This window comes from Arsenophonus endosymbiont of Crataerina pallida (assembly GCF_964020125.1).
Lineage (GTDB): Bacteria > Pseudomonadota > Gammaproteobacteria > Enterobacterales > Enterobacteriaceae > Arsenophonus > Arsenophonus nilaparvatae.
On record NZ_OZ026540.1, the window covers coordinates 3,202,985 to 3,217,731 of the forward strand.

Sequence of the window (14,747 nt, forward strand, 5' to 3'; positions counted from 1 at the left end):
CTACATATAACTTCTCCCTATCAATTGTTATTACTTCTTATAAATAATAAAATGTCACATACCTTTTTTTCATTTATTGTTTACTTATCATCAATTTGCAATCATTTATAAGAATAATAATGAAATTTTTAAAATTTAAAAATTTATCATATTTAACCACTTACAATAAACTGTATAAAAATACATATATTTTACATTTTTAAAAAATAGAAATTGTGATATTGTAAAATTAATAATTCTTAGTGCATTTAAATAAAAAAATAAATAACTAGAATATATACATTACAATTAGCAAATTATAATATAAATTTTATTTTACTATTGTACATTACAAGACTTTTAAATTTAATGAAGTTTATAACAAAAGGTTGTGAAATAAATTTCTTGTTATAACATTACCTTCTTTGATTTATGGATTAAACACCAAATACTAAGTATTATATTCATCCTCATATTATAGATTTAATTAAAGATAAAAATTCTATTGTTAATATAGAATATAATTAATTTTATATGAAAAATGAACTATTACTCATCCGGATTATATTTCTACAGATGCTCATCATATTTTAGCATTAATTTTTTTTGTTCTTTATTTTTCGATTAGAGCCATTACCCTTCTTATAACCACCTATATATTTATAAATTGCCACGGCTTTTTAGTTTTATCTTGCTCATCCAAAACCCAACAATACCTCAACATAATCAGGATAAACTTAATCATTAAAAATATTATCACTAAAACAAAATAAGAAAGAACTACCAAATATCTTCTAAAACTATTTTGGTTAATTCTTCACTATACTAATTTTTGTTTACTTAAATTTTAGCTAAGTCTCAAAAATCTTATACATATAAATAAACACAATAATATAACTATTTTATAGTCTACTCCCAACGACCGTAAGTAAAGTGAATACAAAAAATTGTCGATTACTATAAATAACTTTTCTAAATCAATATGTTAAAATTATACAACCATGCTTACTAAATATGTGGTTTATAACTATCCTGTAAAAATTCAATTGATATCATTATGTGAAAATAGATCTATGAAGAAGCACAATTCTATCAAATCTCCTATCATTCAAATGTGACCCTACACTAAAATTAATAACATTTAACTACCAAAAGAATGAAAATTGCATTTTTAGACTTTTACAACGTTATTTATATCCTAACTATTTAGTGTAGGACTTTACGGCAATTTAATAATTATAAAACAATACATCGGTAAATATGATAAAAATCACAATTTATTAATAATAATATAGTCTTTCAACTATTAATATAGGTTAAATTAAGATAATGTTTCTACAATTTGCGTTGCAATTGGCTATTAAGTAAAACAATAATCCAATACTAAGAACCCATCATAAGGAAAATGGATATGCATCTCTTTCCTCATCTATTTAAGCCATTAGACTTAGGTTACACCCAATTAAAAAACAGAGTAATTATGGGCTCTATGCATACTGGGCTAGAAGAGCATCCTCAAGCTAGTGTTAGGTTAGCAAAGTTCTATGCAGACAGGGCAAAAAATAATATTGGATTAATTATTACCGGCGGCATCGCCCCTAATCACTCTGGCAGCCTAACCAAACATGGGGCAACCCTAATTAGTAAGAAACAAATTTTTCACCATAAAAAAATTACTCATGCGGTTCATCAAGCGGGGGGAAAAATTGCCTTACAGATCCTGCACGCTGGCCGCTATAGCTACCATCCAGATCTAGTTGCACCTAGTGCATTACAAGCTAGTATTAATCCCTTTTTGCCTAAATCACTCAGTGATACTGCAATTTTGCAAACAATTGAAGACTATGCCAATTGCGCCGAACTTGCTTTGCAAGCGGGTTATGATGGTATAGAAATTATGGGTTCAGAGGGTTATCTAATTAACCAGTTTATTACCCGATATACTAATCATCGTGATGATTTATGGGGCGGTAGTTATCAAAATCGGATCCGCTTTCCAATTGAAGTCATTAAAGCTGCTCGGCAACAGGTAGGGAATAATTTCATTATTATCTACCGACTATCTATGCTTGATTTAATTCAAAAAGGCTCCAATTGGGGTGAGATTGAGCTTTTAGCAAAAGCAATCGAAAATGCAGGCGCATCGATGATTAGTACAGGTATTGGCTGGCATGAATCAAAGATCCCGACGATTGCAATGATGGTACCAAGAGCAGGCTTTACTTGGGTCACTAAAAAATTGATGGGAAAAATATCAATCCCCTTAATTTGCACTAATCGTATCAATTCACCTGAGGTAGCTGAAAAGATTTTATCTGACGGTTGTGCTGATTTAGTTTCTATGGCTCGGCCATTTCTTGCTGATGCAGAGTTTATGACAAAAGCAGCCGAATTTAGTTAACCCCCGAGCTTGCCATGAATTAGACTTTCCTTTCCAACCAGTATTAAAACCAAAAAATATTGCTGTTATCGGCGCAGGTCCTGCCGGATTATCATTTGCAATAACAGCGGCGGAGCGTGGGCACCATATTACTTTATTTGAACAAGAATGCCAGATCGGTGGCCAACTGAATCTTGCTAAACAAATACCTGGAAAAATAGAGTTCCAAGAAACTATTCGTTACTTTCAACGTCAACTGACACTAAAAAATGTTACTGTTCATTTAACTAAAAAAGCCGCTGCTGAACAATTGGTAAACTTTGATGAGATCATTATCGCTACAGGCGTACTACCGAAAAAAATTCACATTGAAGGTATCGATCACGCCAGTGTCGTGAATTATTATGATGTATTAAAACATCGTATTACCATAGGTCCCCAGGTTGCAATTATCGGGGCTGGAGGGATCGGTTTTGATATAGCACAATATCTTTGTCAAGAAACAGATAATAGTAGCCAAAGCATTGATGCTTTTACCCACCAATGGAACATTGATACCACCATATCTCAACCAGGTGGTAATTATCCTAAGGGTGAGCAGGACATTGATTCTGCTCGTAAAATTTATCTGCTGCAACGAAAATCAACCCGTGTTGGTGAACAGCTAGGAAAAACAACCGGCTGGATCCATCGCTTAAACTTACTACGCCATGGCGTTACTATGATGAATAATGTTAGCTACCAGAAAATTGATGATCAGGGATTGCATATTTATCATAACAAGCAAAAAAAGTGTTTGCCTGTTGATAACATCATCATCTGTGCTGGCCAACAATCACTTCGTACTATAGCCGATGCATTATATAAATTAGGCAAGACACCCCATATTATCGGTGGTGCCGATATTGCTGCAGAACTTGATGCTCGGCGTGCTATTGATCAAGGAATGCGTCTTGCTTATACAATATAAAGAAAAACACCAATAAGCGTGGATATAGCCGCCAAAAAAGTGGCAAAAATACAGAATAGTAAGATAGAACAAATATTGGTTTTTTGACCTTTTTGTGGTTAACAGTCGAAGACATAACCGATGTTCATACTAAAATAGGCGCAATAACTTTCATAGGACTAATAAATAAATCGTCAAATAAATTATCATTCAGAACACCATAAAATTAAAGTCTGAGCTAAAAGAATACGGCAAGTGAATCAATTAGTATTTGCATTACAAAGCTTGCATATACGATATTAGACAGTAAGCTAATATGTTTTTTTACATTGTTATTCCAAAGTATTTTTATGACGGTAAAAAGATACCATCATAGATAAAAACAGATTTATTAGATAAACAATTAACTAACTCTTTTATTAACAAATTAACTAGCAGAACTCATTTTACTAATAGAGAAAGTAGCAATATCCCTTTCTATCATTGTTAATCAATATAAAGGGATACAACATTATAATATTTAAAGATATTCATTTAGTAATTAAATGATTTTTTTGCATTTATTAACAATATGATTAATGAACATCGTTAATGTTAAAATCCCCGCAACAATACTTAGCGATACAGCGGTTGGAATATGAAAAATATCCATTAATAACATTTTTATACCAATGAAAATTAAGATAATAGATAGCCCGTACTTTAGCATAGAGAATTTTTCAGCAATACCTGATAAAACAAAATACATCGCTCGCAAACCTAAAATCGTAAATAGATTTGAAGTCAAGACAATAAAAGGATCCGTGGTTACTGCAAAAATGGCAGGAATGCTATCCACGGCGAAAATAATGTCACTAATCTCAACTAAAATTAATACCATAATCAACGGAGTAGCAAATAAAATACCTTGTTGACGAATAAAAAAACGCTCGCCATGTAAAGTATCTGTCATGCGTAAATGAGAACCGACCCATTTTACTAGTGGTTTTTTATCAATCGATTGATCATTTTCTTTAACAAAAAACATTTTTATACCGGTAAATAATAGAAAAATGCCAAAGAGATACAAAACCCAGTGAAACTGAGAGACTAGCCAACTACCTGTAAAGATCATGATAGTACGCAATACTATCGCACCCAAGACACCATAGATAAGAACTCGGCGCTGTAAATTGACTGGGATTGAAAAATAATTAAATAACATTAACCAAACAAATACATTATCAACAGCTAACGCTTTTTCCAGTAAATAACCGGTTAAAAAAGCCATTGTTTGGCGATTAGCAATCGTTAGGCTAGTTGTCTGTTTAAAATAAAACCATAAACCTAAGGCAAACAATAATGCCAAACTAATCCAAATAAAACTCCATACAACAGCCTGTCTTACTGTTATTTCTCTTCCCGGATGCTTACCCTGTAAAGAAATATCAATAAGTAACATAATCGCAATAACAACAGTAAAGATTGCCCATAATACGGGAGTACCAACAGAATGCATTTTAGCTCCTAGAAACGAAAAACGGCCGATTCCTACAGAAGGCTCAGCCGTTATAATCCATTTTAGTCTTCATAGGTTTCTATTCCACTAATTTAAATTATAAGTAAACCTTGCCCGCTGGCAAGGTCTCACTTACAACACAAAAGCTACTTTAATATCCACCTGTGATGCCCGGTTACCGGGTGCATAACACCGTAATGACGATAGACCGGCTAAAGAAGTTACTCCCCTTTGCTAGCTATTAAAATAAAAGATCTGCTAGCGAAACACAAGATATAGGTAAATGTACTTCATGAATTGTAAAAAAATAAAATATTAAATAGAGAGTCAATTTCAACGAAAAATTTGCTATTTAGTTATTTATGATTTTGTTAAAGTATTACACTAGTCTAATATATTATGCTTATATCTGAATTTAATATTTAGGCTCATACTACAACCCTTTTAACTAGGTTCACATTATCTCTAATAAGGGATAATAGGTAATAACTGCCAATTAGGTTTAAAGATCACAGTATTTAGGAAACACTTGATGGAATTAGTTAAAGAACTTTTTTTTGCACTCTGGCATCAAGATTACAATATGCTAATGAATCCTTCATTAGTATGGGCTATCTACATTATATTATTTATAATATTATTTTTGGAAAATGGAATACTACCTGCCGCTTTTTTACCCGGTGACAGTTTACTCATTCTAGTAGGCGTCCTAATAGCTAAAGACACTATCAATTATCCATTGACAGTTATTATCTTAACCGCAGGTGCCAGTTTGGGTTGCTGGGTAGGCTATCTTCAGGGTAAATGGCTAGGAAATAATAAAATTGTGCAAAGCTGGCTTTCTCATTTACCTGAACATTATCACCAACGTGCTTATGGCCTGTTTCATCGCCATGGCTTGGCAGCGCTGCTTATTGGCCGCTTTCTTGCTTTTATCAGGACCATCCTACCTACCATCGCCGGCCTATCCGGTTTACCTGATAAACGCTTCCAGTTTTTTAATTGGCTTAGTGGATTACTTTGGGTATTGATTTTAACTGCTATTGGTTATGTATTCGGTAAAAGCCCACTCTTCCAATACTACGAACGCCAAATCATGAGTATTTTGATGCTGATCCCGCTTGTTTTGCTTTTTATTGGCCTAATAGGCAGTATAGCCGTAGTACTAAAGAAAAAATTTAAGCGCCCTAATCCCTAAATCCAAGCTAACTTATGCTGTTGCCTACTTTCCTGGTAACAGCATAGCTTTCGGTCAAACCGTTTATCAAATTTTCATACCAGTATAATTATTTTTATATTTCAATATAACAAATTTTAAATTACCTTAAATGAGATATAGATTGATTTTATTGGTTCTTTTACTATTCTCAAAGAATAAGAGTGATAAAAATTAACATTATTTATTGAGAGAGGTTAACGTTATGAAAAATACCGAAAACCTGCGTACAGAATTAAAATCATTAGCGGATTCTTTGGAAGAAGTTTTGCACAATACAGAAAATAAATCCAAAGCAGAAATTGACAAAATTCGCCGTAAAGCAGAAAAAGCGTTAGATGATTCTCGCCGAAAACTGAGTGATGTAAGCGGTAAAATTATTCATCAAACTAAGGAAGTTGCTGGCCGTGCTGATGATTATGTACATGAAAATCCATGGACAGGTGTTGGTGTTGGTGCCGCTGTCGGGCTGGTATTAGGCATTTTACTGGCTAAACGTTAATATGCGAGAAAATCAACATCCAGATGGACCGGCTAAAGGCTTGCTAAGCACCTTACAACGGATAGGTTCTATTCTTATTAATATGGTTGAGACAAGGCTGCAACTTGTTGCCGTCGAACTCGAACAAGAAAAGCAGACCTTTGTCCAACTGATTTTATTAGCCGGTACCACATTACTATTGATCGCATTTGGCCTTATGAGTTTGCTGGTATTAATTTTTCTCATGGTTGATCCAGCCTATCGTATACAAGTCGTTGCGATTACAACCGCTGTTTTACTTATCCTAGCGTTATTAGGTACTTGCTGGACATTAAAAATAGCCCATAGCAAGACTCTATTAGCCGCAACCCGTGAACAATTAAAACAGGATATCATACAGTTAAAACAGAATGAAGATGAAACTGAGTAAACGTAAACAACTGGTATTAAAAAAGCAGCAATTGTTGACTAATATTCAGCAGCAGCGTAATGCGTTATCAGCTACGTCTGAACATTGGTTAACAATTACTGCATCTTATGATCGTACCTGGCAAAAAATGTTAGTTTTCAAACCACTGCTCATTGCTAGTTTCTCATTAATTGCACTCTACAATATCCGTCATCCTAAAAAACTTTATCGACTCAGTCGACGGGCTATCGGTGTTTGGGGGATAGCAAAAACTATACAAACATTTATAGCCAAAAAAGCGTAATCCATTTACGAATTGATAATAACAATTCACTCCTTTTAGACAAAAACTATTCTCGATTAATTCATTCAATTTTTTTGCATAATAGATTGAATTTTCTTAGCTAGTATTTTTAATAATGTAGGCTTTACTATAAATAAAACAGCAATTAACTGCTCTTGCCAAGCAGTCAAACTGCCCACTACAGATTAAAAACTATTACTTTAAATATGATGCTTTAAGAGAGATGAATATGAAAAACATAGAGAATATCACTATCCTAGTGGCGCGTATTCTGATGCCACTGTTATTTATTTTTGCCGGATATGGTAAGCTTGGTAACGGCTATATCGAAACTCAGCAATATATGCATGCGATGGGTGTCCCTTCATTTTTGCTACCATTGACTATTTTATTAGAGTTTGGCGGTGGGATTGCCATACTATTGGGTTTTTTAACCCGAACCATAGCTATTTTTACCGTTGCTTTTAGTCTATTAACCGCTTTTATTTTTCACTTCAACTTTGCCGAAGGCGATAACCAATTGATGTTTTTAAAAGATCTTTCTATTGCTGGCGGCTATATGCTATTAGCCATTCTCGGACCAGGCAAATTCAGTATTGATCACTGGTTAAATAAAAAATGGTAATAGTTAAAGCTTGGGCGATCATTTTACCATCGCCCATAAGTAAAATTTAACCGAATATTTTTACGATAACTGAAAAGAATAGTGATCACTATTAAACAATTGGGGGATCTGGCGTAAGCACCAAAATTTAGCTTCACCAATTTTGCCACGATGCCAGGCCATAATAATATTAGTCTCTTGACTATACTCTGATCCTACGACCCGTAATCGTCCTGCTTTAATATCTTTTTCAACCAACGTATATGGCATGGTTGCAACACCTAAGCCCGCTAATAAAGCACGACGTTTTTCATCGATTGAACTTACTGTTAATCTCTGCTGTTTATCTAACAACTGTACCGTTAAGACTGGCCGTTGTTTAGCGGTATCTGCAATGGCAATCCCACGATATTTGATCCGAGTCATGTCGGAAAGTGGCTCTGGCTCTTGATGAATAGGATGCTCTGGACTGGCAACATAAACATTATTAATCGTACAAAGTAAACGACTATTAATTTCAGGTAAAGAGCGAAAATGCAAATCAGGCGCAATAACAATATCTGCCTTACCCGTTTCTAAACACTCCCATGCACCCGCTAATACTTCAGTCAATAAAGAGAGTTGAGTTTCAGATTTTTGTGCCAATTTATCAACTAAAGGAAAAAGCGTTGAGACGGGGATCAATACTTCACAAACGATAGTAAGATAAGGTTCCCAGCCACGCGCCAATGCTTCAGCATCAACAACAAGTTTATCTGCTGCTTCTAACAATAGCCGCCCTCGTTCCAACAACATCCGACCAACATCAGTAAAACGTGTTCGATGGCCAGAGCGATCAAAAAGCACCACATCAAGCTCTTCTTCTAATTTTTGCATCGTATAACTTAATGCAGAAGGAACTTTACCCAATTCATCAGCTGCGGCTGCAAAACTTCCGCGTCGATCAATGGCATTCATTACGCGTAATGCATCTAATGTTAGTGCCCGCTCTTTACTCATAAAGGATCTCAATCAAGAAATTTGAATGTTTAACTCAGATTAACTAGCTAACAATTTTACGTCTAGTTAATTATTATTTTTGATCATAAATTATCTGAACGGTAAAATTACTATGATAATTCCTAGAATACAAAAACAGTGTGGTCATGCTGATTTTGGTTGGCTACAAGTACAATATACCTTCTCTTTTGGCCACTATTTTGATCCTGATTTTACCCATTACGGCGCTTTGCGAGTATTAAATCGAGAAACTATTGCGCCAAAAGCAGCTTGTCAGGCCAAAAGCTATCCCAATATCGATATCATTAATTTTATTTTACAGGGCGACGCTGAATTCCACGATAGCGAAGGAAATCGCATTCATCAATCTGAAAATGAGTGTTTACTTTTATCTCCGATACCTCATATAAGTTATAGCGAACACAATGTTAGTCACGAAAAACCGTTAATACAATTACAACTATGGATAAATGCCTGCGTTGAATATTTCTGCCACCCGCCACAAAAACGTAAACTCGCTAATAATGATGCGTTGACATTACTTGCTTCACCAAATGGTTCGGAAAATAGCTTAAAAATCCGCCAACAAACTTGGATTAGTCATATTTATTTAAAAACAGAACAAAGTATGACGCTTAGTCTGAAAGGGAAAAATAGTTATCTATATTCCATTACAGGAATAGTAAAATTAGCAAACAACAATCACAAGATAGCTTATATTCACTGTAGTGATGGTGCATTTTTAATGCAGGAACAAAAGGTAAAATTAACTGCCCAAACAGATTTTAGTGGCATATTGATTTATTTAAACTAAACATAAAATTGATAACTTTCAATAAAATATTTAATAAAAAGATCGACAGCCAATAAAAGTGATAGAATAAATACAGTTGTTTTAATAGATATAATTTATTTGGATGTCAGTGATAGCCTTTTTATCAAATTTATAACTAGGATATCATCTTCAATCACAGACAACTTTTCTATTTTATTAATTGAAAGGTATTACTCGTGGCTGTTTTTACAAATCAACGTATCCACCAGATTTTTACTAATATTCAGAGCGAAATTGTATCGCAAGATGAGCTTGCTAAACGTTTTGGTGTTTCAACGCGCACCATACGTTCAGACATCAACGAATTAAATGAATATTTGCAAGACTATGATGCGGGCATCGTTTATGAGCGCGGTAATGGCTATCATTTAAAAATTAATAACGAAGCGCTTTTTGCTACCATCAAAACGGAAAAAATAGCCGATGATAAAAATATTCCGCGAACAGCCAGAGATCGGGTTGATGCGTTATTATTAAAGCTATTAATGCTGCCATTACCAGTTAAGTTAGATGATATCTCTGAAAAATGGTTTATTAGTCGCGGTACCATACAACAGGACATGAGTATCGTTAGAGAATATTTGCATAAACATGACATCCAGATCGAAGGTATCCCCCATCAAGGAATAAGATTAAGTGGCAATGAATGGACGATTCGTACCTGTATTACCGAAATATTATGGCGCCGTTTCTCACAGGAAATAAATAAAGATATCGCTAAATTTAGCCTGACTTATCTTGATAATATTGATTTAACCTATATTGATAAAGTATTGCAAAATAGTCTTAGCCGTTTTGATATTCGACTGACTAACGAAGGCCACCAATATCTCATTTTCAATTGTGCTACCACTATCTTACGTATTACTCGTGGCCGTGAATTAACCACTTTTATCAATAATGAAATGGATCCTGTTATTCAAAATGCGGTCAAAGAAATTTCAAACGGGCTGATTTACTTTCTTGGTGGTGAACTATCAAACGCAGAACAAGCTTACTTATGTACGCAACTTGCAGCACAACGTATTATTGGTAACGAACAGCCCAATCAAAAAACGGGCTTACATACCAAACTACTTGCTCATATTTTGCAATATATAAACGACTCATATAATTACGATTTACGTAATGATGAGAAACTAAAACGTGATTTGACAACCCATCTCGCCACGTTATTAACTCGTTTACAATTTAATATTAATACACCAAATCCTTTACTTGACGATATCAAACAATATTATCCTTTTGCTTATGATGTCACCCTCGATGCCCTACGCAGTGCCAGTACCCTGCTCCCTTACCCAATTAGTGAAGACGAACTTGGTTATCTGGCAGTTCATATTGGGGTAAGTTTGGAATGTAATTATGGTACCAGCCATCATCGGCCAACACAGGTTTTAATCGTTACTGATTCAGGCAACTCAACAGTACGGGTGATAGAAACCAAAATTATGCGTGAATTTCCGCAACTAAAATTTAATCGTGCGCTGTCGTTACAAGAATATGAAACCTTAGAAAACATCGATGAAGATTTTGTTATCACCACCATTCGATTAGCAGAAAAAAATAAACCGGTGGTGAAAATCGCCCCCTTTCCTACTCCCTATCAACTGGAGCAAGTCGGGCGTTTAGCGATGATCAACCAAACCAAACCTTATATTATTGAACGACTCTTTGATGAACGTTATTTCATCATACTTAATGAAAAAATTAGCCAAGAAGCACTTTTTAAGAAAATCTGTAAAAAACTGCAAGCCGATGGTTATGTCACTAGCGATTTTTACCCATCACTGCTCGAACGAGAATCAATTGTCTCTACTCTACTGGGTGAAGGAATTGCCTTACCTCACTCATTAGGTTTATTAGCGAATAAAACGGTGGTGGTTACGATTATTTCACCGCAAGGGATCGAATGGAATGCAGAAACCAAGGAAGTTGCTAATGTCATTTTTCTGTTGGCGATTAGTAAAGCTGACTATGAAGAAGCTATCGCTATTTATGAGTTATTTGTAACTTTCGTCAAAGAAAAAGCCACTAAAAGATTAATTAATAGTAGGAATTTCAATGATTTTCAGGTTATTGCTAAAGATAGTTTGAGTCGTATTAATTAATAATTTCCACTTAATAGTGGAAAAGTGGAAATAATAAATAAAAGTGTGATTTTTAGTGATCATTATCATAAGACAGGTAACTTTTTTATCTTTTTGCTAGTCACTTATTTTTAGTTTACTTTAAACTGGCAAGCCTAATTTCCAGAAATCTATTATTATTCCGTAGGCTATTTCCACTTAACGATCTCACTAAATAAACAAATAATTAATCAACTTTACATTACCTAATCTGCTGATATAAAACAGAAATAATAATATGCCAACGCGTTGAATAACAACATGAATAATAAAAAATTAGCCTTTGATTTAGTTAAACTTCCAGTTTGATTAAAATTAATTCGCTATTTTTGTCTTTATTTTTCCAGATATTTGCCAGTTTAAAGTGGAAATGTTTCCTCTCCAAAACCATACTGGAAAGAACTAAAGTTATTAACAATAGCAAAAGACCAGTTTTATATTAATTTCCAAATGGGATAGCGAAAGTTTATGAGTCAATCCTCAATTGTTTTTAATGTCGCAAAAGATAACCTGGATGTAGAGACTGTCACCAATAAATTAATTTCTATTATTGATGGCTGGCTGAAAGCTGAAGGGGCCCATACAACTGATGTTCAACAACAGATGCTACGTTCTCACGTTAAAGCGATGGTAGAAAGAGCCAAAACAGGTGAGTCTTTACCTGAAGTGGATGTCTCACTATTTGAGGAAATATCCCCTGAATCAATTGCCTTGGCCGAGAAAGTTGTTAATACATTGCCCGGTTTAGCTTACGAAGAGGCTTATCTGCTGTCAGTTCATTTTGAAGTAGCACGTTCTAACTCATAAAGATAATAGGAGAATTAAATATGAAACAGATCCATGTCGTTATTGGTGACCGTTTAGGCAAAGGACAAAAAGTAGCTACCGGTGTTGAAACTGCCGGTGGTAAAGCAACCGTCATTCCCGGTGTTGCTGCTGATATGAAGTTAGGCGACGTAATGAAAGAGCATAATGCAGACTTAGGGATCTCATTTTGTGGTAGTGGCGGTGGCGGTGCCATTACTGCACAGACTAAGTATGGTTATAAAGCACGTTATGGAATGCGTTCTATTGAAGAAGGCGAAACAGCGATTGCAGATGGCTGTATTGTCCTCGGATTTGGTTTTATGGACAAAGAAGAGTTGGGCGAACGTTTAGTTAAAGCATTCAATAAGAAACATGGCAATGCATGATGAAACAGAAAATGGAAATATCTGTACGTGTTAATGGTCAAGGGAATTCCCGCCAAAAAGCACTTGCTGATGCACTAAGTTCAATTCAACGTACCGTACTAAAAAACACTGATAACATTCTGTTACGTATCGAACCGAAAGACATCACCGTTATCAGTGCTAAAGTAAAAACAACAACAGAAAGATTCCTTTTCTTATTCTTACCCCGCAAGCGTGAATATTTCTCTGTTGTGTTAGATGTCTCATTAGATATCACCTTGCTAAATGTTAAAGAAATCACATTTACCGCTGAATAATCGGTATCTTGATTTGGAGAAAATGTCATGGGCGAGACAACGTCTTTTTTAGAAATACTCGGCATGTCCCTAATTATCGGTGGCTTATGTGGTTTTGGCCTCGGTGCAGGTGCTGCGCATATGTTTCACGCACCCACTGTCCAAGGTATGGGGGCTTTCCGTACATTAGGTGAATTAAATTCCTGTGAAGGCGATCCTGCTTCTCACTTTTCATTCGGCTTAGGTTTTTTCTTCAACGCTTGGGCATCATCCGTTGCTGCTGGTGCATTTACCCAAGATGTTGATCACCGAATCATACCCAACTGGGGTACCGCCGTTTTAATGATCAAAAACCGCAATGTCGCAGAAACGATGCATAACCCAAAGAAAATGGCCATTGCCTGTGGCATTATCGGTGCCTTGGTCGTTGCCTTTTTGAACACAACCGCTTCTGCCGTTCCATCTGCACTACAAACTACGGCAATTAATGTCTTAGTTCCAGCAGCAAATTTATTAGTCGAAATCGTCATGCCGGTTATCTTCTGGCTAGCCGCCATGGATGCTGGTCGCCGTTCAGGTTTCTGGGCAACATTGTTTGGCGGTTGTGCACAACTTATTATGGGCAATGCCATTCCAGGTCTGGTACTTGGGATCTTAATTGGTAAAGGGGTCGACGATAGTGGCTGGACAAAAATTACCCGCACTATGATGGCGGCAGTGATTTTATTGTTCGTACTCAGCGCCTTCTTCCGCGGATTTGATGTCAAAATACTCGAATCTTTCCATCTTGGTGCACCAAACTGGCTGCAACATATCCACCAAACCATGAGTGTAGAATAATTATGACAACGGAAATCAATAAAAAAGACTTTTGGTATGCAGAGTGGTCATTTCCTCTGTTTGTTGGACTACTGTCCGCCGGCATCTTTGCCGGAACCCATATGTATGTCGTTTATGGCTTCGGTGCTTTCAATGAAGTTGCCTTCGTGGCGATGCTACGTTCTGGTCTCGATACCGGTGTTTTTGGTGCAGTAGCTGCATTTGGTGCTAGTTTCCTATTTGCTCGTATCATTGAAGGCTCACTGGTAGGGATCCTGGATATTGGTGGCGCGTTGCAAACTGGACTGGGTTTAGGCGTACCAGCGCTATTACTTGCTAGTGGTATGGACTTTTTAGTCACCAATTTCTGGGCATCACTGATGACCGGCTTAGTATTAGGTATCGTTATTGGTTGTATCATTATCTTCTCCCGCAAATTTACCGTTGGACAAACTAATTCGACCTTCGGTGCTGATGTCATGATGGGTGCAGGTAATACCTCTGGTCGGTTTTTAGGCCCATTGATCATCTTAGCCGCCATGGCAGCCTCGATTCCAATTGGTATTGGCTCACTTATTGGTTCACTACTTTTTTATATTTGGAAAAAACCGATTGCCGGTGGAGCAATACTCGGCGCGATGGTTCTGGGCTATTTCTTCCCTATCGCCGCCTAAATT

At 35.8% G+C, this 14,747-nt stretch carries 14 protein-coding genes and 1 pseudogene; 13 read left to right on the forward strand and 2 right to left on the reverse strand.

The features are described from left to right. Positions 1-1,390: 1,390 nt before the first annotated feature. Positions 1,391-3,329: pseudogene (locus tag AACL31_RS17030) on the forward strand (FAD-dependent oxidoreductase). A 520-nt stretch (positions 3,330-3,849) separates the two neighbouring features. On the opposite strand, the gene AACL31_RS17035 reads toward AACL31_RS17030, so the two are convergent. Then, positions 3,850-4,806: a TerC family protein gene (locus AACL31_RS17035; RefSeq protein WP_310512491.1), complete on the reverse strand. Its 957-nt coding sequence runs from the start codon at positions 4,804-4,806 to the stop codon at positions 3,850-3,852. A 532-nt stretch (positions 4,807-5,338) separates the two neighbouring features. Here AACL31_RS17035 and AACL31_RS17040 point away from each other — a divergent pair. The 5 genes from AACL31_RS17040 (at position 5,339) to AACL31_RS17060 (ending at position 7,841) form a co-directional block, all read left to right on the forward strand. Then, positions 5,339-6,004 (forward strand): DedA family protein, encoded by a 666-nt coding sequence (locus AACL31_RS17040; protein WP_310512490.1) that lies wholly within the window; start codon positions 5,339-5,341, stop codon positions 6,002-6,004. 223 nt (positions 6,005-6,227) lie between these two features. Next, positions 6,228-6,524, forward strand: coding sequence for a YqjD family protein (locus tag AACL31_RS17045; RefSeq protein ID WP_339053439.1), 297 nt, complete (start codon positions 6,228-6,230; stop codon positions 6,522-6,524). A 1-nt stretch (position 6,525) separates the two neighbouring features. Then, positions 6,526-6,933, forward strand: coding sequence for a phage holin family protein (locus tag AACL31_RS17050; RefSeq protein WP_339053440.1), 408 nt, complete (start codon positions 6,526-6,528; stop codon positions 6,931-6,933). Then, a complete protein-coding gene (locus AACL31_RS17055) occupies positions 6,920-7,216 on the forward strand; it encodes a YqjK-like family protein (protein ID WP_032115696.1) in 297 nt (98 codons plus the stop codon). The genes AACL31_RS17050 and AACL31_RS17055 overlap by 14 nt, the downstream gene beginning before the upstream one ends. Positions 7,217-7,445: 229 nt before the next feature. Next, complete coding sequence (locus AACL31_RS17060; protein WP_310512488.1) at positions 7,446-7,841, forward strand: DoxX family protein; 396 nt, start codon at positions 7,446-7,448, stop codon at positions 7,839-7,841. Between the two features lie 60 nt (positions 7,842-7,901). Here AACL31_RS17060 and AACL31_RS17065 read toward each other — a convergent pair whose 3' ends face one another. Further along, entirely contained in the window at positions 7,902-8,819 is a 918-nt protein-coding gene (locus AACL31_RS17065) for a LysR family transcriptional regulator (protein ID WP_310512487.1), read from the reverse strand. 112 nt (positions 8,820-8,931) lie between these two features. Here AACL31_RS17065 and AACL31_RS17070 point away from each other — a divergent pair, with 112 nt between their 5' ends. The 7 genes from AACL31_RS17070 to AACL31_RS17100 all read left to right on the forward strand — a co-directional run bounded on the left by AACL31_RS17070 (position 8,932) and on the right by AACL31_RS17100 (position 14,744). Next, positions 8,932-9,633, forward strand: a complete 702-nt coding sequence (locus AACL31_RS17070) for a pirin family protein (protein WP_310512486.1) — start codon at positions 8,932-8,934, stop codon at positions 9,631-9,633. A 197-nt stretch (positions 9,634-9,830) separates the two neighbouring features. After that, a complete protein-coding gene (locus tag AACL31_RS17075) occupies positions 9,831-11,765 on the forward strand; it encodes a BglG family transcription antiterminator (protein WP_310512485.1) in 1,935 nt (644 codons plus the stop codon). A gap of 486 nt (positions 11,766-12,251) precedes the next feature. Then, positions 12,252-12,590: a transcriptional antiterminator gene (locus tag AACL31_RS17080; RefSeq protein ID WP_032115691.1), complete on the forward strand. Its 339-nt coding sequence runs from the start codon at positions 12,252-12,254 to the stop codon at positions 12,588-12,590. A 20-nt stretch (positions 12,591-12,610) separates the two neighbouring features. Further along, positions 12,611-12,976, forward strand: a complete 366-nt coding sequence (locus tag AACL31_RS17085) for an SFCGS family glycine-rich protein (RefSeq protein WP_310512484.1) — start codon at positions 12,611-12,613, stop codon at positions 12,974-12,976. After that, positions 12,973-13,272, forward strand: a complete 300-nt coding sequence (locus AACL31_RS17090; RefSeq protein WP_409013937.1) for a DUF4312 family protein — start codon at positions 12,973-12,975, stop codon at positions 13,270-13,272. Before AACL31_RS17085 ends, AACL31_RS17090 begins: the two co-directional genes overlap by 4 nt. Positions 13,273-13,299: 27 nt before the next feature. Next, positions 13,300-14,091, forward strand: coding sequence for a DUF4311 domain-containing protein (locus AACL31_RS17095; protein WP_310512483.1), 792 nt, complete (start codon positions 13,300-13,302; stop codon positions 14,089-14,091). Positions 14,092-14,093: 2 nt separating this feature from the next. Then, positions 14,094-14,744, forward strand: a complete 651-nt coding sequence (locus AACL31_RS17100; protein ID WP_310512482.1) for a DUF4310 family protein — start codon at positions 14,094-14,096, stop codon at positions 14,742-14,744. The last annotated feature ends 3 nt before the right edge of the window (positions 14,745-14,747 follow it).